Annotated in this window: 11 protein-coding genes and 1 pseudogene; 6 read left to right on the plus strand and 6 right to left on the minus strand. The window is 59.3% G+C overall.

The genetic code is table 11. From position 1 onward, the window contains the following. Positions 1 to 3 precede the first annotated feature (3 nt). Positions 4 to 1,410: a dihydropyrimidinase gene (gene hydA / locus ABLU96_RS16340; protein ID WP_032749942.1), complete on the plus strand. Its 1,407-nt coding sequence runs from the start codon at positions 4 to 6 to the stop codon at positions 1,408 to 1,410. Positions 1,411 to 1,422: 12 nt separating this feature from the next. After that, positions 1,423 to 2,355: a carbamate kinase gene (gene arcC, locus ABLU96_RS16345; RefSeq protein ID WP_014229764.1), complete on the plus strand. Its 933-nt coding sequence runs from the start codon at positions 1,423 to 1,425 to the stop codon at positions 2,353 to 2,355. Positions 2,356 to 2,467: 112 nt separating this feature from the next. Here the strand turns inward: arcC and ABLU96_RS16350 are convergent. After that, positions 2,468 to 3,244 (minus strand): annotated as a pseudogene (locus tag ABLU96_RS16350) (XdhC family protein); the annotation flags it as partial. A gap of 531 nt (positions 3,245 to 3,775) precedes the next feature. Between ABLU96_RS16350 and ygfK the strand changes: the two are divergent. Together ygfK and ssnA are read left to right on the plus strand one after the other, a co-directional pair. Next, complete coding sequence (gene ygfK, locus ABLU96_RS16355; protein WP_004851914.1) at positions 3,776 to 6,880, plus strand: putative selenate reductase subunit YgfK; 3,105 nt, start codon at positions 3,776 to 3,778, stop codon at positions 6,878 to 6,880. A gap of 2 nt (positions 6,881 to 6,882) precedes the next feature. Then, complete coding sequence (ssnA, locus tag ABLU96_RS16360; protein ID WP_162934476.1) at positions 6,883 to 8,214, plus strand: putative aminohydrolase SsnA; 1,332 nt, start codon at positions 6,883 to 6,885, stop codon at positions 8,212 to 8,214. Between the two features lie 104 nt (positions 8,215 to 8,318). Here ssnA and ABLU96_RS16365 read toward each other — a convergent pair whose 3' ends face one another. Both ABLU96_RS16365 and ygfT read right to left on the minus strand, forming a co-directional pair. Next, complete coding sequence (locus ABLU96_RS16365) at positions 8,319 to 8,795, minus strand: 4Fe-4S dicluster domain-containing protein (protein WP_014229768.1); 477 nt, start codon at positions 8,793 to 8,795, stop codon at positions 8,319 to 8,321. Continuing rightward, on the minus strand, positions 8,792 to 10,732 hold the full coding sequence (gene ygfT / locus ABLU96_RS16370; protein WP_064405783.1) for a formate-dependent uric acid utilization protein YgfT: 1,941 nt from the start codon (positions 10,730 to 10,732) through the stop codon (positions 8,792 to 8,794). The genes ABLU96_RS16365 and ygfT overlap by 4 nt, the downstream gene beginning before the upstream one ends. A 512-nt stretch (positions 10,733 to 11,244) precedes the next feature. Here ygfT and ABLU96_RS16375 point away from each other — a divergent pair. Together ABLU96_RS16375 and fdhF are read left to right on the plus strand one after the other, a co-directional pair. Next, the gene (locus ABLU96_RS16375) at positions 11,245 to 12,717 is read left to right on the plus strand and encodes a nucleobase:cation symporter-2 family protein (protein WP_025108440.1); all 1,473 of its coding nucleotides are present in this window, start codon (positions 11,245 to 11,247) and stop codon (positions 12,715 to 12,717) included. Between the two features lie 136 nt (positions 12,718 to 12,853). Next, positions 12,854 to 15,001, plus strand: coding sequence for a formate dehydrogenase subunit alpha (gene fdhF, locus ABLU96_RS16380; RefSeq protein ID WP_348862623.1), 2,148 nt, complete (start codon positions 12,854 to 12,856; stop codon positions 14,999 to 15,001). Positions 15,002 to 15,066: 65 nt separating this feature from the next. On the opposite strand, the gene ABLU96_RS16385 is transcribed toward fdhF, so the two are convergent. The 3 genes from ABLU96_RS16385 to ABLU96_RS16395 form a co-directional block, all read right to left on the minus strand. Next, positions 15,067 to 15,672: a CTP--molybdopterin cytidylyltransferase gene (locus tag ABLU96_RS16385; protein ID WP_014838779.1), complete on the minus strand. Its 606-nt coding sequence runs from the start codon at positions 15,670 to 15,672 to the stop codon at positions 15,067 to 15,069. 66 nt (positions 15,673 to 15,738) lie between these two features. Then, positions 15,739 to 16,197 carry a (2Fe-2S)-binding protein gene (locus ABLU96_RS16390; protein ID WP_009651983.1) on the minus strand — a complete coding sequence of 153 codons (459 nt, stop codon included), beginning with the start codon at positions 16,195 to 16,197 and terminating at the stop codon, positions 15,739 to 15,741. 12 nt (positions 16,198 to 16,209) lie between these two features. Beyond that, a complete protein-coding gene (locus ABLU96_RS16395) occupies positions 16,210 to 19,422 on the minus strand; it encodes a molybdopterin cofactor-binding domain-containing protein (protein WP_348862624.1) in 3,213 nt (1,070 codons plus the stop codon). Positions 19,423 to 20,223: the final 801 nt, after the last annotated feature.

Consider the following 20,223-nt stretch of genomic DNA (forward strand, 5'->3'; position numbering starts at 1 on the left):
TCTATGCGCGTACTGATTAAAAATGGCCTCGTCGTCAACGCCGACGGACAGCTAAAGCAGGACCTGCTCATTGAAGATGGCCTCGTCAAGCGCCTTGCCAGTTCTATTGAGGCAGAACAACCCTGCGAAGTGATTGACGCCGAGGGCTGCTACGTGATGCCCGGCGGCGTCGACGTTCATACGCATTTCAATATTGATGTGGGGCTCGCCCGCAGCTGCGATGATTTCTTTACCGGCACCCGGGCCGCGGCCTGCGGCGGTACCACCACCATTGTTGATCATATGGGCTTCGGGCCCGTCGGCTGCCACCTGCGCCACCAGTTCGAGGTCTATCGCGGCTACGCCGCCTATAAAGCCGTTATCGACTACAGTTTTCACGGCGTTATCCAACACGTTAACCACGGCATTCTCGACGAGATCCCGATGATGGTGGATAGCGGCATCAGCAGCTTTAAGCTCTATCTGACCTACCAGTACAAACTCAGCGATGATGAGATATTGCAGGCGATGCGCCACCTGCAGCGCGCCGGCGCGCTGACGACGGTGCATCCGGAAAACGATGCCGCCATCGCCCAGCGCCGGGCGGAATTTATCAACGCCGGTAAAACCGCGCCGCGCTATCACGCCCTGAGCCGCCCGCTGGAGTGCGAGGCGGAAGCCATCGCCCGAACGATCAACCTCGCGCAGCTGGCGGGAAACGCGCCGCTGTATATCGTGCATCTTTCCAACGCCCTGGGCCTGGAGTACCTGCGCCTGGCCAGAAGACGCCACCAGCCGGTGTGGGTGGAGACCTGTCCGCAGTATCTGCTGCTGGACGAGCGCTGCTACGAGCGCGAAGACGCGCTTAACTATCTGCTCAGCCCTCCCCTGCGCAACGCCAGCAACAACGATGCGCTATGGCGCGGTATCCATGATGGAGATATTGACACGGTCGCCACCGACCACTGCGCGTTCTCTGCGCAGCAGCGCAGGCAGATCTCCGGCGGCGACTTTAGCCGCTGCCCGAACGGCCTGCCGGGGGTGGAAAACCGGCTGCTGCTGCTGTTCTCGCACGGCGTGATGACCGGGCGCATCACCCCTGAGCGCTTTGTGGCGCTCACCAGCGCCAACCCGGCGAAGCTGTTTGGCCTGTGGCCGCAGAAGGGGCTGCTGGCGCCCGGCGCCGATGCCGACGTGGTTATCATCGATCCGCAGCGTACCACCACCATCCGTCATGCCATGCTGCACGACAACGCCGACTATTCACCCTATGAAGGCTTTATCTGTCAGGGCGCGATTCGCCAGACGCTCTCCCACGGCAGAGTGATCTTTGATAACGGCACCTTTACCGGCATCGCCGGACAGGGCCGCTTTTTACGCCGACAACCCTTTTCCACCGCTCACCAGGCCGTCAGCGGAACAGAAACGTAATGAGAGGAAGCTATGAGTAAAAAAATTGTTCTCGCTCTCGGCGGGAATGCGCTGGGCGACGATCTCGCCGGACAGATGCAGGCCGTACGACACACCGCCCGGACGATCGTCGATCTTATCGCCCTTGGCCACCAGGTGGTGGTCACTCACGGCAACGGTCCGCAGGTGGGCATGATCAACCAGGCTTTCGAGGCCGCAGCAAAAACCGAGGCCCATACGCCCATGCTGCCGATGTCGGTCTGCGTGGCCCTGAGCCAGGGCTACATCGGCTACGACCTGCAGAACGCGATTCGTGAAGAACTGCTAACGCGCCAGCTGGATATCCCGGTGGCGACCCTGATAACCCAGGTGGAAGTGGATGCTAACGATAAGGCATTTCTTAATCCGACCAAGCCCATCGGCTCGTTCTTCAGCAAAGAAGAGGCCGAAAAGCTGAGCCAAAACGGCTACATCATGAAAGAGGACGCCGGGCGCGGCTACCGTCGCGTCGTCGCCTCGCCCATGCCGGTAGATATTATCGAGAAACAAACGGTAAAAGCGCTGATGGATGATTGCCACGTGGTGATCACCGTCGGCGGCGGCGGCATTCCGGTGATTCGCGAGGGTAACCATCTGCGCGGCGCCAGCGCGGTTATCGATAAGGACTGGGCCAGCGCGAAGCTGGCGGAGATGATCGACGCCGACCTGCTGATCATTCTCACCGCCGTAGAAAAGGTGGCGATCAACTTCGGTAAACCTGACGAGCAGTGGCTGGATAACCTCTCCCTGCGCGATGCCGAACGCTTTATCGAAGAGGGGCACTTTGCCAAAGGCTCAATGCTGCCAAAAGTGGAAGCCGCCGCCGCCTTCGCCCGCTCAGGGCCGGGGCGTAAAGCGCTGATCACGATGCTGAGCAAAGCCAAAGAGGGGATTGAAGGAAAAACGGGCACCATTATTAGCCAATAAGCTGTACGCCACGGGTTGCCGGGAACCTCCCGGCAACATTTCCCCTCGCAGAAGCTCAGACCTCAACCGCCTCAGCCAGACAATCCGGCTGGCACGCTTGCCTCACCTGGTTCATCAGCCCCCCCGGCGCGCCGTTTTTCACCTGCAGGATCTCCGCCAGCACGCTGATGGCAATCTCGTTTGGCGTCTCGGCGCCGATGTCATAGCCAATCGGCGCCCGCAGACGGCTGATATCCGCCTCCGTTACGCCGTTTTCCCGCATCTGGCGGACAAAGGCCTGCACTTTCCGCCGGCTGGCCAGCAGCCCCAGCCACGCCACCGGCTGGGTTATCAGCCTGTCCAGCGCCTCCCGATCCTGGTTGTTGGTGGCAATCAGCACGAAATCCTGCGGCCGGACCGCCATCGCCTCCACTACGTCCGTGAAGCTGGCAGCGTGCACCAGCCGCGCCGAAAGCGGAAAAGCGTCGGGGCAAAGGCTGGCGGAATAGATATCGCCGACGCAGATGTCAAAATCCACCCGCGCCGCGGCGTGGGCAACCGCGCGGTTGACGTGCCCGGCGCCGACCAGCAGCAGGCGCGGGCGCAGGCCGTGCACGCTGATGTAAACCGACATCGCGCCGCCGCAGTCGGAGCCCACGGCGTCGCTGCCGGTGCGCGCCATGCGACCGTGAAACATTCGCGACGCCCGTTCGCGCAGCGCTTCCAGCGCCGCATCGATGACTTTACGCTCCACCATCCCGCCGCCAATGGTGCCCACAATCGAACCGTCCTCCCGGATAAGCATCTGAGCGGAGTGTCGGGGGGTAGAGCCCCGGCTTTCGACAATCTGCGCCAGGGCAAAGGGACGGTTCTGCTCCTCAAGTCGTGCAGCTTCTGCAAAAATATTCATACCAACCTCAAAGGCGATGTTTACGGCTCTATTTGATTATCTGCGATATTTCCCCGGGTTCTCAGTTTGAGAGTCTACCCGGCGTTGAAATAGCGTCGCAGCGACCCGTAGCAACTATGCAATATTTATACTTAGCTGCCATTTTTCATCGTAAATTGTGAGTCAGGTCATTTCGTTAGCCCTATTGACGCTGCAACGGGGGTACCTCATCGATTATTTCCTCTGTTACCGCAGCAAAAATAAGCCGCCTGCTAAAATCACCGCCGAATAGCCGACATAAATTATCATTCTGATATTCCGGATCTGATTTTGAGAAATCTCGCCGAATGATAAAGCGTATTGATTTGAGTTCTCATTTACCCGCTATGGAATTATTCGCCCGGCATCGTCGAGTTTCGACCTGGTTCACAAATTAATTATTTCGCCGCCGCGGTTTGAATAACTGGTGTGATTGTTGCTCCTCTTTCGTTATCCGTCGGGATGATTACCACCGGCAATGTCGATCTTACAATGATATCTAAGGAGAGGGTTATGGGGGATATAATGCGTCCCGTGCCGTTTGAGGAGCTTTTAACGCGCATTTTCGACGAGTATCAGAGTCAGCGGACTATTTTTGGCATTCCCGAGCAACAGTTTTATACGCCGCAGGCGCAGCGGTCGATCGGCGTATTCGGCGAAAGCTGCGCGACGCCGCTCGGCCCGGCAGCCGGGCCGCATACCCAGCTGGCGCAGAACATTATTACCGCCTGGCTAACCGGCGGGCGGTTTATCGAGCTGAAAACCGTACAGATCCTTGACCGCCTGGAGCTGGAAAAACCCTGCATCGATGCCGAAGATGAGTGCTTCAACACCGAGTGGTCCACCGAATTTACCCTCAAAAAAGCCTGGGATGAGTACCTGAAAGCCTGGTTCACGCTGCATCTGCTGGAGCAGGTCTTTCCGCTGGGCACCCATAAAGAGAGCAAGTCGTTTATTTTCAATATGAGCGTCGGCTACAACCTTGACGGTATTAAGCAGCCGCCAATGCAGGAATTTATCGACAACATGATGGACGCCTCCGCCCATCCTAAATTCGCCCAGTACCGCGACACCCTGAACCGCTGGCTGCAAAATAGAACCTTTATCGACAGCCTGCCAACCTGCGCGCGCAAAGACGGGCTGGACAATCTGGCTCAACGCGTGCCGGCCAGGCTGGTTCAGGGCGTCACCCTCTCAACCATGCACGGCTGCCCGCCGGACGAGATCGAAGCCATCTGCCGCTATATGCTGACGGAGAAAAATCTCAATACCTTTGTGAAGCTCAACCCGACCCTGCTCGGCTATCCGCGCGTTCGCCAGATCCTCGACGCCTGCGGCTTCGGCTATATCGGCCTTAGCGAAGCGTCATTTGACCATGACCTTAAGATCGACCGGGCGCTGGAGATGCTGACGCGCCTGATGGCGCTGGCGAAAGCGCGCAGCCTCGGCTTTGGCGTCAAGCTGACCAACACCCTCGGCACCGTCAACAACAAGGGAGCGCTGCCGGGAGATGAAATGTATATGTCCGGCCGCGCGCTATTCCCGCTATCGATCAACGTAGCCGCCCTGCTCTCGCGGGCGTTTGACGGCAAGCTGCCGATCTCCTACTCCGGCGGCGCCAGCCAGCTCAACATTCGCGAGATTTTCGACACCGGCATTCGCCCTATCACCATGGCCACCGACCTGCTGAAGCCGGGAGGATATCTGCGCCTGAGCGAGTGCATGCGCGAGCTGGAGAAAGCCGACGGCTGGAACATGACGCAGATCGACGTCGAGCGCCTCAACGCGCTGGCGGAAAAAGCGGTGAGCATGGACTACACCCAGAAACAGTGGAAGCCGGAAGAGCGCATTGATACCGGCGAGCCGCTGCCGCTGCTGGACTGCTACGTCGCCCCCTGCGTGACGGCCTGCGCCATCAAGCAGGATATTCCGGAGTATATCCGCCTGCTGGGCGAGCATCGCTACGCCGACGCGCTGGAGCTGATCTATCAGCGCAACGCGTTGCCGGCCATCACCGGTCATATCTGCGACCACCAGTGCCAGTACAACTGTACGCGACTGGATTACGACAGCGCGCTCAACATCCGTGAGCTGAAAAAAGTGGCGCTGGAGAAAGGCTGGGACGAGTACCGCAGCCGCTGGCATAAGCCCGCGGGATCCGGCTCCCGGCACCCGGTAGCGGTGATCGGCGCGGGCCCTGCCGGTCTCGCTGCCGGATACTTCCTCGCCCGCGCCGGCCATCCGGTCACGGTTTTTGAACGCGAAGCCAGCGCCGGGGGCGTGGTGAAGAATATCATTCCGCAGTTCCGCATTCCCGGCGAGCTTATCCAGCACGATATCGATTTTGTCGTCGCCCACGGCGTCAAAATTGAGTACGGCTGCGATCCGCATCTGAGCGTGGAAAAACTGCAGGCGAAGGGTTTTCGTTACGTGCTGGTCGGCACCGGTACCGATAAAAACAGCGGCGTGAAGCTGGGCGGCGATAACCAGAACGTGCATAAGTCGCTGCAGTTCCTGCGCGAGTTTAACCGCGGCGCCGAGCTGAACCTGGGCAAACGCGTGGCCGTGGTCGGCGCCGGCAACACCGCCATGGACTGCGCCCGCGCGGCGCTGCGCGTGCCCGGCGTGCAGAGCGCGACCATCGTCTATCGCCGCTCGCAGCAAGAGATGCCCGCCTGGCGCGAAGAGTACGATGAGGCGCTGCTCGACGGCGTCGACTTCGAGTGGCTATGCAACCCGGAACAGTTTAACGCCGACGGGACGCTCGTCGTACGCGTCATGAAGCTCGGCGAGCCGGATGAGAAAGGCCGCCGCCGCCCGGTGGAAACCGATGAGATTCGCACCCTGCAAGTCGACTCTCTGATTACCGCCATCGGCGAGCAGCAGGACGGCGAAGCGCTGTCGGCAATGGGGATCCCACTCGACCCGCAGGGCTGGCCGGTGGTCAACGCCGATGGCGAGACCAGCAAACCGAACGTCTTCCTGATCGGCGACGTTCAGCGCGGCCCCTCTTCTATCGTCTCCGCTATCGGCAACGCGCGACGGGCCACGGACGCGATCCTGGCCCGGGAAAATATCGCCAGCAGCTACGGAAACAAAGTCTGGAACAACGTCGATCCGGCGAAGGTGTACCAGCGTAAAGGCGCCATCGCCGTCACGCTGGTGGATAAAAACCAGCGCGAGGCTTTTGTCGAGCAGGAAGCCAGCCGCTGCCTGGAGTGCAACTACGTGTGCAGCAAGTGCGTCGACGTCTGTCCGAACCGCGCCAATATTTCCGTGGCCGTGCCGGGCTTCCAGAATCGCTTCCAGACCCTGCATCTGGATGCTTATTGCAACGAATGCGGCAACTGCGCTCAGTTCTGCCCGTGGCAGGGAAAACCGTATAAAGACAAAATCACCGTGTTCAGCCTGGAGCAGGATTTTGTCAACAGCACCAATCCGGGCTTCTTCGTCGCAGGCGCCAGCGTCAAAGTGCGTCAGGACGACCAGACGTGGCAGCTGGAAATTAACGACCGCGGCCAGTTTAACGAGGTACCGGCCCAGCTGGACGCCATGTGCCGCATCATAAGCCATATTCATCAGCACCAAAGCTATCTTCTGGGAGGCGTTGAAGTATGAGTATCCTGATCCTGAAAAATGCCACCGCCGCGCAGATCTATCCGGCGAAAGTGTGGGAGAACGTCGATATCGCCATTGAGAGCGATAAAATTCTCGCTGTCGGCCCCGGCCTGTGCCAGCGCTATCCGCAGGCGCAGGTGAAAGAGATGCGCGGGCAGCTGGTGATGCCCGGCATGGTCTGCTCCCACAATCACTTTTATTCCGGCCTGTCCCGGGGGATTCAGGCCAATATCGCCCCCAGCCCGGACTTTATCTCCACGCTGAAAAACCTGTGGTGGCGCCTTGACCGGGCGCTGGACGAAGAGTCGCTCTACTACAGCGGGCTGATCTGCGCCATGGAGGCCGTGCGCAGCGGCTGCACGGCGGTTGTCGATCATCATGCGTCGCCCCACTATATCGCGGGCTCCCTGAGCCAGCTGCGCAACGCCTTCCTCAAAATCGGGCTGCGCGGGATGACCTGCTTCGAAACCACCGACCGCAACTTTGGCAGCCGCGAGCTGCGCGACAGCGTTGAGGAGAACATTCGCTTCGCCAGAGAGATCGACGCCGCGCGCGAAAAGGGCGACCAGCCTTATCTGGTCGAGGCCCATATCGGCGCCCATGCGCCGTTCACCGTGCCGGATGAGGGTCTGGCGATGCTGCGCGAAGCGCTAAAAGCCACCGGCCGCGGCCTGCATATCCACGCGGCGGAAGACCGCTACGATGTCTCTCACAGCCATCACCTTTACGGTAAGGACCTGCTGGTGCGGCTGGCGGAGTTCGACCTTATCAACAGTAAGACGCTGATTGCCCACGGCCTGTACATCTCCGATGCCGACGTCGAGCTGCTCAACGCGCAGGACGGCTTCCTGGTGCACAACGCCCGCTCCAACATGAACAACCACGTCGGCTACAACCCCCGCCTGCCGCAGATGCGCAATCTGGCGCTCGGCACCGACGGCATCGGTTCCGACATGTTCGAGGAGATGAAGTTTGCCTTCTTTAAACACCGCGACGCCGGCGGGCCGCTGTGGCCGGACAGCTTCGCGAAGGCGCTGAGCAACGGCAATGAACTGTTGAATCGCAACTTCAACGCCCGCTTTGGCCGCCTTGAGGCGGGCTATAAAGCGGACCTCACCATTTGCGACTATATGGCGCCGACGCCGCTTATCGCGGAAAACATCGCCGGACATATCGCCTTCGGTCTGGGGGCAAACAGCGTGCGCAGCGTCATGGTGAACGGCGTGATGATCTACGAGGATCGCCAGTTCAGCTTCGACTGCGGGCCGATATTCCGCGAAGCGCAGAAAGTGGCGAAAAAAATGTGGGCGCGAATGGATGCGCTCCCCGCGTAGCCCGCGTAAAAACGCTAAACCGGCCTGGCAGGCCGGTTTTTTTTGCTGACAGAACGCGGGCGTATGAAATTGCCCGGCAGCTTCCGCGCCGCCGGGCGCGAGGTTTACAGCGACAGTAGCGCGGCGGTGGCGATATTGCGCTGCTTTTGCAGCGCGCTGAGCTGCTCTTCGGTCATGATACTCAGCGCCGCCGTCGGGCAGACATCAACGCAGGCGGGGCCGCGCTCCCGGGTGCCGCAAAGATCGCACTTAACGATAACCGGCGTCACACCGGCCTCCACCTCAATGGTAATCGCCCCAAACGGGCAGGCGACCACGCAGCTCTGGCAGCCAATGCAGCGCCCGCCGTCGGCCTCCACTTTCTCCGCCCCCATGCTCAGCGCCCCGGTCGGGCAGGCGCCCACGCAGGGCGCATTCTCGCACTGATGACACATCACCGGCACGCTAAGCTCGTCGAGGCGCATCACCTTCAGGCGAGGATGAAACTCCGCCCCCGGCGCCACGTGTTCCAGCGCACAGGCTACCTCACAGGTCCTGCAGCCGATGCAGGCCTGCGAACTGGCAACGATAAAACGAGTCATATCTCCTCCCGGGCCGTGAATTGCATCAACATCTCGCTGGCCGCCTGCCGCCCGGCAACCATGGCGGTGACCACCAGGTCCGCGCCGGTCACGGCATCGCCGCCGGCAAAGATTTTGTCATGGCTGGTTTGCGTCGTTCCGCGCCCTTTGCCGCCGGTCACTATCTGCCCCCAGCGGTCCAGCTTTATCCCGTGGCCTCGCAGCCACGGCATCTCGTGAGCCTGAAAGCCAAACGCCATAATGAGCACATCGACTTTAAGTTCAAACCCGGAATCCGGGATCGGCTGCGGCCGGCGGCGGCCGTCCGGGCCCGGCTCGCCCATCTTCGTGCGGATCATCTCCACCGCGCAGACCTGCCCCTTGCGGTTGAGCTGAATGCGCTGCGGCTGCACGTTAAACTCAAATTTCACCCCCTCTTCCCGCGCGTTCACCACCTCTTTTTTCGATCCGGGCATGCTCAGCTCATCGCGACGGTAGGCGCAGGTCACGCTCGCTGCGCCGCGGCGAACGGCGGTGCGCAGGCAGTCCATCGCCGTATCTCCCCCACCAAGCACTACCACCCGTTTCCCCTTAATGTCGGTCAGCGGATACTCGGGGCTCTCTTCGAGCCCCATCACCTCGCGGGTGCTGGCAATCAGGAACGGCAGGGCCTGAATCACGCCGGGGGCGTTCTCTCCCTCCAGGCCGGCGGCCATCAGACCGTAGGTGCCCACGCCGAGGAAGACGGCGTCATAGTTTTTCACCAGATCGGCAAAAGCCACGTCGCGCCCCACCTCCTGGTTGAGATGAAAATTGACGCCCATGGCGCTAAAAACGTCGCGTCGCTTCTCAAGCACGTTTTTATCCAGCTTGAACGGCGGAATACCGAAGGTCAGCAGGCCGCCGATTTCCGGATGGCGATCGAACACGTCAACGTGCACGCCCGCGCGCACGAGAATATCGGCGCAGCCCAGTCCGGCGGGCCCGGCGCCAATCACCGCCACCCGCTCCGGGCGCGGGGCCACTGTGCCGATTGTCGGTCGCCAGCCCATCGCCAGGGCGGTATCGGTGATATAGCGCTCAAGGTTGCCAATGGCGACCGAGCCGCCTTCGTTCTTTAAGGTGCAGGCCCCTTCGCACAGCCTGTCCTGCGGACAGACGCGGCCGCAAATCTCCGGCAGGGAGCTGCTCTGATGGCACAGCTCCGCCGCCTCGATAATCTTGCCCTCGTTCACCAGGCGGATGAAATCGGGAATATGATTATGTAAAGGACAGGTCCAGTTGCACCACGCTTTCTGCGCGCAGTAGAGACAGCGTTCGCTCTCATACTCCGCATCGCACTCGCTCAGCGGCTGATAGATTTCGCCGAAGTGCTGGATGCGGTCATCGGCGGGCACTTTTTTCGCCCCCACCCGCGGAGGTTTATTGAGTATCGCGCTGCGTCTGGCGCCGCGAACGGTGCCCAGCGGGGTTTCCAGCGCGGAGCGAATCTGCCGCGCGCTACGCAGCCGGTTAACGGCGGCCTCATCCATCAGTTGCAGCGCCTGGGTTGGACAGCTGGCCACGCACGCCTGCTGACCGGAAGGATGCTGGCTGCAAAGATCGCATTTCTGCGCCAGCTGCGGCGCGTCGTCATCGTTGGCCACCATCTCAATGGCCCCAAAGGGACAGGCGATGACGCAGTTTTTACAGCCGATGCACAGCGCCTCTGTAAACTGAACGCTGTCGTTCGCCACGCGCAGCGCCTGGGTCGGACAGGAGCCGACGCAGGGCGCGTCGTTGCAGTGGCGGCAGGTCGTCGCGCTGCTGGCGTGGCGGTGGAAGAACACCCGAATGCGCGGCAGAAAGTCGCTGCGCTGCCGGGGCCAGCTGTCCTGGCGATGAGAGGTGACGCAGGCCACTTCACAGGCGTGGCAGCCAATACAGTTTGCAGAATCGGCAACAATAAATTTATTCATTTGCTTCCCTTTATTATTCCAGGACTCACCGGGAAGCAATGCAATAATCAGGCGCTTTTGTTCAGGGTATTCATATGGTGCTTATTTTTGCGAGCCGTCTCAAAAAAACAGGCCCACTCCCACTTAGCGGCGCGATATATATCCGCTCTCGCTGAACAAAAATTATTCTCCGCGCTCAGGGTTTAATCATGTTGATAATTCAACGTATCGCGCGTGATACCAAAATGAGACGCTCCCTGTCTCAATGTGATAGCGCGCGTTTATTCACCACGAGATTTATTTGAGAAGTTTCGCAGCGCGTCGATATTCCCGCCTTTTTCTCGTGAGTTATTTCACACAATTCTCCTTCAATTCTCCAGGCGCTTATTTTTGGCACAGCTTACGCATATTACTTCTCGTGCGCGCAACACGCTGATGAACGCATCGGCTCAGGGAGGCAGCGGCCTTCGAATCGTAACTTCGGCTCTGTTCATGTTTATACAGAGTGAAGTCGTACAGGAGATAACAACTTCATGAAAGATATCGCCAATTCCGCCTCACAAAACGGGAGCTCGACCGCACCGGTCGATGAAATTTTACCCGTTACGCAAATGATTCTTTATGGGCTACAGCACGTGCTGGTGATGTACGCGGGCGCCGTGGCGGTTCCGCTCGTTGTGGGTAATGCGGTAGGGCTCCCGCCGGAGCACATTATTTTACTGATCAGCGCCGACCTGTTTATCTGCGGCGCGGCCACCATCGTGCAGTCGCTGGGGGTCGGTAAGTGGCTCGGCTGTCGGCTGCCGCTTATCCAGGGCTGTACCTTCGCCGCGCTGATCCCGATGGTGTTGATCGGTAAGGAGTACGGGATCGGCGGTATTTCCGGGGCGGTGATCGTGTCCGGTATTTTTATCCTCTGCTGCGCGCCGTGGATTAGCAAGCTCATCCGCTTCTTTCCCAAGGTGGTGATGGGCAGCATCGTCACGCTTATCGGCATGTCTATTATGCCGGTGGCAGGCGGGTGGATTGGCGGCGGGAGCAGCGAAATGAGCGGCTTTGGCGCCCCCTTCTCGCTGCTGATGGCGGCAATCACGCTGGTGATTATTCTCAATATTTACACCTTTGCCTCCGGCGTCGTGAAAAACACGTCGGTGCTGATCGGTCTTATCATCGGCACCGTACTCTGGAGCTGCTTTAAGCCTCTCGACTTTAGCCTCGTCCACGCCACCCCCTGGCTCCATCTGCCGATCCTGATGCCCTTCGCCAAACCTGAATTTCATATTATCCCCGTCGCCCTGCTGTCGATGGTGATGGTGGTGGTGATGGTGGAAACCATGTCCTCGATGATGGCCACCGGGGATATCGTCGGGAAAAAGGTGGACGCGAAGATGCTGCGCAACGGCCTCAACACCTGCGGTATCGCGACCACTATCTGCGGCTTCTTCAATCTGTTTCCCTATGCCGCCTTCGCGCAGAACGTCGGCCTGATCGGTTTAACCGGGGTGCGCAGCCGTTTTGTGGTGTCGGTCTCCGGCATCATTCTGATTCTGATGGGCGTGTTCTCGAGGATGGCGGCGCTGGTGGTGCTGATACCGAAACCGATCCTCGGCGGCGCGGGCATTGTCATGTTCGGTATGGTGGCGGTGTCCGGTATTCGTACCCTGGGACAGGTCAACTACCGCAACAATAATAACGGTATGGTGGTGGCATTAACGCTCGGCCTCGGCATGATGCCGGTGCTGGTGCCCAATCTGTTTACCCAGTTTCCGCCGATGGTTCAGCTGTTTCTGCACAGCGGGATTACGATTGGCACCCTGACGGCTATCGTCGCCAACCTCACCCTCAACGGCAGCGTGCCATTCCGCGTTAACCACGAAACGCCGGTCCCCGATCCGGCCCCGCCAAGCTCGGCGGCGCGCAACATGGCCGTCAGAACCGTCAGAATGTGGCTCCTGCTGCGCAAAGTTCAGAAGGAGAGACAGCCTGAAGAAGCGCAGGAGGGGTAATGATGCTCACCAGACTCCTGTTTGCCTTGATCACCCTGCTGCTGCTGGCGATTCCCGTCGTGCAGCAGGGTATCGCGCAGGGCCTGAACGGCCGCTTTAGCTATGCCCTGCTGTTCTAAGTTTAAGGACCACTGCTATGAAAAGAGTCACGACCGTCTGCCCCTACTGCGCCTCCGGCTGCAAAATGCAGCTCACGGTAGAAGAGGGAAAAATTACCCGCGCCGACGCTGCGATGGGGAAAAATAATCAGGGCACCCTGTGCCTGAAGGGCTACTACGGCTGGGATTTTATTGACGACCCGCAGATCCTCACCCCGCGCCTGAAAACCCCGATGATCCGCCGCCGGCGCGGCGGTAAGCTGGAGTCCGTCTCCTGGGAGGAAGCGCTCGATTACGTGGCAAACCGCCTCAGCGACATAAAAGCGAAGTACGGGCCGGATGCGATTCAGACCACCGGATCTTCGCGCGCCACCGGCAATGAAACCAACTACATCATGCAAAAATTTGCGCGCGCCGTTATTGGTACCAATAACGTCGACTGCTGCGCACGCGTCTGACACGGCCCTTCGGTTGCAGGTCTGCACCAGTCGGTCGGCAACGGCGCGATGAGTAATGCCATCACCGAGATCGATAATACCGATCTGGTGTTTATTTTCGGCTATAACCCGGCGGATTCGCACCCGATCGTGGCGAATCACATCCTCAATGCCAAACGCAACGGGGCCAAAATCATCGTCTGCGATCCGCGTAAAATCGAAACCGCGCGCATCGCCGACCTGCATCTGGCTCTGAAAAACGGCTCCAACATTGCGCTGCTCAACGCCATCGGGCAGGTGATTATCGAAGAAGATCTCTACGATAAATCCTTCGTCGCCGGGCGTTCCCAAGGCTTCGAAGCGTATCGCAACATCGTCGAAGGCTATACGCCGGAGTCGGTGGAAGCCATCACCGGCATCAGCGCCAGGCAGATTCGCGAATGCGCGCGGCTGTACGCCAGCGCCGGAAACGCCATGATTCTTTGGGGGATGGGCGTAACCCAGTTCTGGCAGGGCGTCGAAACGGTGCGTTCCCTGACCAGCCTTGCGATCCTCACCGGTAATCTGGGGAAACCGCACGTCGGCGTCAATCCGGTGCGCGGCCAGAACAACGTCCAGGGCACCTGCGATATGGGCGCGCTGCCGGACACCTATCCCGGCTATCAGTACGTGAAATTCCCGGAAAACCGGGAGAAGTTCGCCAACGCCTGGGGCGTTGAGAGCCTGCCGGAGAGCCCTGGCTATCGCATCAGCGAGCTGCCGCACCGCGTGGCGCACGGCGAAGTGCGGGCGGCGTACATTATGGGGGAAGATCCGCTCCAGACCGACGCCGAGCTTTCCGCCGTACGTCAGGCCTTCGAAGAGATGGAGCTGGTTATTGTCCAGGATATCTTTATGACCAAAACCGCCGCGGCGGCCGATGTGATTCTGCCCTCGACCTCGTGGGGCGAGCATGAGGGCGTCTATACCGCAGCGGACCGCGGCTTCCAGCGCTTTTTCAAGGCGGTGGAGCCGAAGTGGGATCTGAAGACCGACTGGCAAATCATCTGCGAAATCGCCACCCGGATGGGGTATCCAATGAAGTACGACAACACGCAGCAGATCTGGGATGAACTCCGCCATCTGTGCCCCAACTTCTTCGGCGCGACCTACGAGAAGATGGGAGAACTGGGCTACGTGCAGTGGCCGTGCCGCGACGAGTCGGAGGCGGACCAGGGCACTTCGTATCTGTTTGCGGAACGGTTCTCCACGCCGAACGGGCTGGCGCAGTTCTTCACCTGCGAATGGCAGGCGCCGGTCGATAAGCTGAGCGATGCCTATCCGCTGGTGCTCTCCACGGTGCGCGAAGTAGGCCACTACTCCTGCCGTTCGATGACCGGCAACTGCGCTGCGCTGGCCAAACTGGCGGACGAACCGGGCTACATCCAGATCAACACCGCCGACGCCAAGCGGCTCGGCATTGAGGACGAAGAGCTGGTGTGGGTTAACTCGCGCAAAGGCAAGGTGATTTCCCGGGCGAAAATCAGCGACAGGCCGAATAAAGGGGCGGTCTACATGACCTATCAGTGGTGGATCGGCGCCTGCAACGAGCTGGTCACCGAGAATCTCAGCCCGATAACCAAAACCCCGGAGTACAAGTACTGCGCCGTTAACGTTGAGCGTATTGCCGATCAGCGCGCCGCCGAACGGTACGTCAGTGAGGAATACAGCCAGTTGAAAGCCCGTCTGCGCGAAAGCGCCGCGGGGTAAAAAATATCGCCCCGGCGCTGTGCGCTCCGGGGCGATATTGTCTTTTCTTCTTCCCTCCGCCAGCGCTAACCGACGGCGGCCAGATCTTTGCGGCAGCGGCGCGCGACCTCAAGATACTGCTGCGGAGTGTCAACATCCCAGTGAATCCCCTGATTCGCCACGGGGATAACGCGCGCCGCCATCTGACCGATAACGTCCCGCAGGGTGGCCCCTTGCGGCGCGCGACGAATCAGAGAAATCGCCCGCTGGGGCAGAAGAACCGGATGGCCTTTACCGCGATCGTAGGCCGGAATAATGCAGCTCCCGGCGTCGGCGTTGGCCCACAGCCGGCGGTAGACGCCCGGCGTGACCTCCGGCATATCGCCCAGCGCCAGAAAGAAGCGCGAAGCGCGAATATGGCCTACCCCGCACTGAATAGAAGAGAACATACCGTCCTGATATTGCGGGTTAAAGACCACCTCAACGCCCGGATGATCCCGATAGCACGCGGCCAGTTCGTCGCCGCGAAACCCCGTCACCAGCACCACCCGATCGCAGAACGCCAGGGCGCTGGCAAGGGCGCTATCGAGAATCGTTCCCTCGCCCCACGGCATCATCATTTTCCATTTGCCCATCCGGCTGGAGAGCCCGGCGGCCAGCATAACGCACTGTTTATCCATTTTTTTGCTCATCGTCATCCTCCCCCTGAAGCCGAATACAACGCCGCCGTCGGCTGGCGACGGCGGCGCTTGCGGCGATCAGGATTTCAGCACCGCTTTAATCGAGGTAATGATCGGCTGATAACCCGTACAGCGGCAGATATTCCCCTCCAGCGCCTCTTTCAGCTCATCGTCGCTGGGGGCCGGGTTGGCATCCAGCAGCGCCTTGGCGCTCATCAACACGCCGGGCGTGCAGAAGCCGCACTGAACGCCGCCGTGACGAATAAAGGCGTTCTGCAATTTTTTACCGACCGGATCGTGATGCAGCGCTTCGACAGTAGTGACCTCTGCCCCGTTGCACTGGGCGGCCAGCAGCAGGCAGGAGCAGACGGATTTGCCGTCCATAATCACGGTGCAGGCTCCGCACTCGCCCACCGAGCAGCCCTCTTTGGTGCCGGTGAGCTTCAGCTCCTCGCGCAGAAAATCGATCAGGCGGACATTGTCTTTCACATCGCGGGCAATGCGGATGCCATTCACTTTTAGCTCAATATGGTTCATGTTCATGGCTCCTTATTTTTTCTGCTCTGTCATAACTTCCTGCAGCATCTGCCGGAACATATCGATAAATACGGGGACTTTATAAGGCGCAGACCAGCGTCCGCCGATGGCTTTTTCTACCTTGTCGTGCAGTACCCCGGCCGCATAGTCAATGGCGGCGGCGTCTAACGCCTTCCCGGTGAGCGCCTGCTCAACCTCAGTCAACCGCTGCGGTTTGGCCATCAGCGCACCATCCACCAGACGGCACAGGCGAACCACGCCCTTATCGACCATAAACTGCCCGGTTAAGCTCTGGCGCGTAATGTTCAACGCATTGCGCCGGCCAAGCTGCAGATAGCGATTGATCAGCGGCTGCTGCGTCGGCGCCGGCAGGATAAAGCGGACAACCAGCTCATCAGGCTCAAGAAGGGTGCGATAGCCGCCCACGACAAATTCGCTGACCGGCATCCGGCGCGTTCCGCGCGCGCTGCGCAGCTCTACTTCCGCATCGTAGATAATGAGCGGCGGCATGGAGTCCGCGCACGGGGCGGCGTTGACGATATTGCCGCCGATCGTTGCCCGGTTGCGCAGCTGCAGGGAGCCGACGGTTTTACAGGCCGTAACCAGTAGCGGATAGCGCTGCTGAATCAACGGATGCTTAACCAGGTCGGTAAAGCAGACGCCGGAGCCAATGGAGATCCCGCCCTCAACGTCAAAAATCTCTTTCAGCTCCGCCAGTCCGGCGATGTTGACAAGCGGCACCTCGCCGGACAGCATCCGGGCCTGCACCAGCACATCGGTGCCGCCGGCAATAGGCATTGCCCCCTTCTCGGCCATCAGCGTCAGGGCCTCTTTCAGGGTTTGCGGGACGCTCAGCGACAGGGTGTTGAGGCGGTGAACCTGTTTCTTATCGCCAGACTCCAGCATCTGCTCGCTCTGGCGCTCCGGCTTCTTGAGGTTATAACCCAGGCGAACCTGCTCGAGGGTCAGCGGCAGGATTCGGTTGGGGCGGTTGATGGCGAAGCTCACCGCGTTATTGAGAGCCGCAGCGCCCAGTTCAAGTACCGGTTCGCCGATAACTTTCGCCCCCATCGGGCCCGCTTTATCGTAGTTTTCCACCGCAATGATATCGATGTGCGGCATATCCTTGATGGTCGGCAGCAGATAGGTATCGAAGTTTTCCGATTTCACCACGCCGTGCTCGGTGTTGAAATCCTCGAGCATGCCGTAGCCGATCATCCCCTGCAGTACGCCGCCGTAGACCTGGCCGCTAAAACCAACCGGGTTAATGACTTTACCGACATCGTGGGTGGCGACAACGTTATTGACGATGATTTTGCCGGTGCGCATATCCACCGCCACGTCGGCCAGCTGGCAGCCGTACACCCAAGTGAAATAGGGGCTGCCGCAGCCCTTCTCTTCATCCCAGTGAATATTCGGCGCCACGTGCCAGCCGTAGGCGGAGAGGTTTGCCCCGGTAGCCCGGGTCATATCGCACACCTGCTGGAAGCTGAGGCTCAGCTCCGGGCTGTGGCGGTTGAACACCTTGCCATTTTGCCAGGCGATATCGTCGATGCTCTGCGCTTTCAGCGTTTCCCTGACGGCGTCCGCCATGCGTTGTTTAATTCTGTTCGCCGCGCTCAGAATCGCCTGTCCGCCCATCAGGGTACCGCGCGAAGCGACCGTTGAGCCGCCGTCGGCGATCATCGCGGTGGCCGGTTCGCTAAACATCACCCGGTCGAGCCCAATACCAAAGGCTTCCGCCGCCAGCAGCGACATGGTGGTCTGCAGCCCCTGCCCGTTCTCGGATACTGAGGTGGAGATGTTCACGCTGGCGTCGGCATTCACCTGAATCAGCGCCGAGGACGCATCCAGCCCCTCGGCCCCCAGAGAGCAGCCGCGATGGCTCAGCGCGAAGCCAATCCCGTAGCGGATCGGGCCGCCTTCCGCGTTAAGCTTTTTGTAGTGCTCGCGTTTGGCCTCGTATTCGGCCTTGAGCAGCGTCTTCTCCAGCACCTCCCGCGCGGAGACGGTATGCTCGCTGAAGACCTGCCCGGCCATGCTGGTATCGCCCTGCCTGAGAATATTGCGCAGGCGGAACTCAACGGGCGACAGGCCCAGTTCGCCCGCCACGTCATCCATCAGCGATTCGTTGGCGAAAATGACCTGCGGCGCGCCGTAGCCGCGGTAGGCCGAGGTATAGTTGTTGTTGGTGTAAACGCCCACCAGATCGACGCGTACGTTAGGAATGTTGTAGGGGCCCGCCGCCTGCACGGAACTGCGCCAGGTGACAAACACCGTCTGGCCGCAGTAGCTGCCGCCATCGGCGATAATGTCGATTTTAATCGCCTGAATGCGCGCGTCGTCGTCCACGCCAATGCGGTATTTCATCTTATAAGGATGGCGCTTGTAGCTCTCGCGCATCGACTGTTCGCGGTTATAGGAGATCTTAACCGGCCGCCCGGTCAGGTGCACCAGCAGCGCCGCGCGGCAGGAGACGTTATCGATAATGTCATCTTTACCGCCGAAGGAGCCGCCGAGGACGGAGCGCTTAATGTTGACCTTCGCCTGGGGCAGGTCGAGATATTTGGCAATCACCGCCCGGGTGCGGTGAGCGTTCTGAATCGACCCTTCGATGGTCATGATCTGTTCATTATTGTCCAGGTAGGCGGTAATCGATTCCGGCTCAATATAGCCGTGCTCCTGGAACCCCACCTCATACTCACGTTCAAAAATATGGCTGGAGGCGGCAAAACCGGCATCAATATCGCCCTTCGCCGTGTGGTGGCGGTTGATGATATTGCTATCGAGTTCGCTGTGAATAAGGCGCGCACCGGGCTTCATCGCCTCTTCCGGGGAGGTAATCGGCTCCCACGGGGTGTAGGTGATTTTGATTTTATCGACGGCGATGCAGGCTGCCTCGTAGGTTTCCGCCGCCACCACGGCAACCACGTCGCCGCGGTAGGCGATCTCCTTGTCGATAATCGGCGGATGATCGGGAACAATCGCTCCCAGCTTGCGCTGACCGGGGATATCGTTCCAGGTGGCAATACGCACGACGCCGGGCACTTTTTCCGCCTCCGACAGGTCGAGCGCATCGATGCGCCCGGCAGGAATATCCACGTAGCGACAGACGCCATACAGCATATTGTTCATAATAATGTCATCGCCGTAGACCGCTTTACCCGTCACCTTGGCGAGCCCGTCTACGCGGGGCACCTCACTGCCAACTAGCAATGTATCCATATTTTTCAGTCTCCACTCACAAAGAAAGATAACGGATTAAAGCAATGGCTATGCCACCTATAAATAAAGGGTTATTTCAGGCTGAGTTATGTGAGGCGCATCTAAAAATAGCGGCCGGTTAAAGAATAAAAAGCGAATGAGGTCGCCGCTGATTATCAAAACGAGAGCATGCGTATCACTATGATAATTGGCGGTTCTCAATTGTGTTTCCAGGGTGACGCCAGCGGTGCATCCGCAGCTCCTGCCGCCGCCGGGCATTGAGCGCAACCGTCACCCTGCGGCAAAACGCGTATCGAGGTGATGAAGCTTTTTGACGCCCCCCCGATTTCGAATAAAAAATAAAACAGACGCAATAATGAAATTTAAATTTCATAAACGAACTTGTTTACAAATGTGATATATATCATAATTTTAACAATTCATTTTCCTGCCACCGGGCCAGCCCCCCGTAAACAATCCTAAAAATTGCCATATATATCAATTAATTATAAAAATAGCCATTCTATACACAAGGCTGTTACACATAGCCCACAAAACCAAACCGAAATAAAACTTTCAAAATGTGATCTGTTTGTATTTTTATTTCACTTATAGCGGTAATAATCATCTCTCACTAAACGCACTCTGCCCGCCTTGATGGCGCAGCAGAAATCCTAACCCCCCGGAGGATGCAATGAAGGAAGTGAGATCAGGACTTATCCGAACCGTTTATATTGGCCCGCCCCTTTTCCACCCTCACGCTGCCGGGGACTTTCTGAACGTCAACCACCCCGGAGGCCCCAGCCCCGCATCTACCGATGA

The organism is Klebsiella sp. CN_Kp106 (assembly GCF_040064575.1).
In the GTDB taxonomy this organism is placed as follows: Bacteria; Pseudomonadota; Gammaproteobacteria; order Enterobacterales; family Enterobacteriaceae; genus Klebsiella; species Klebsiella michiganensis.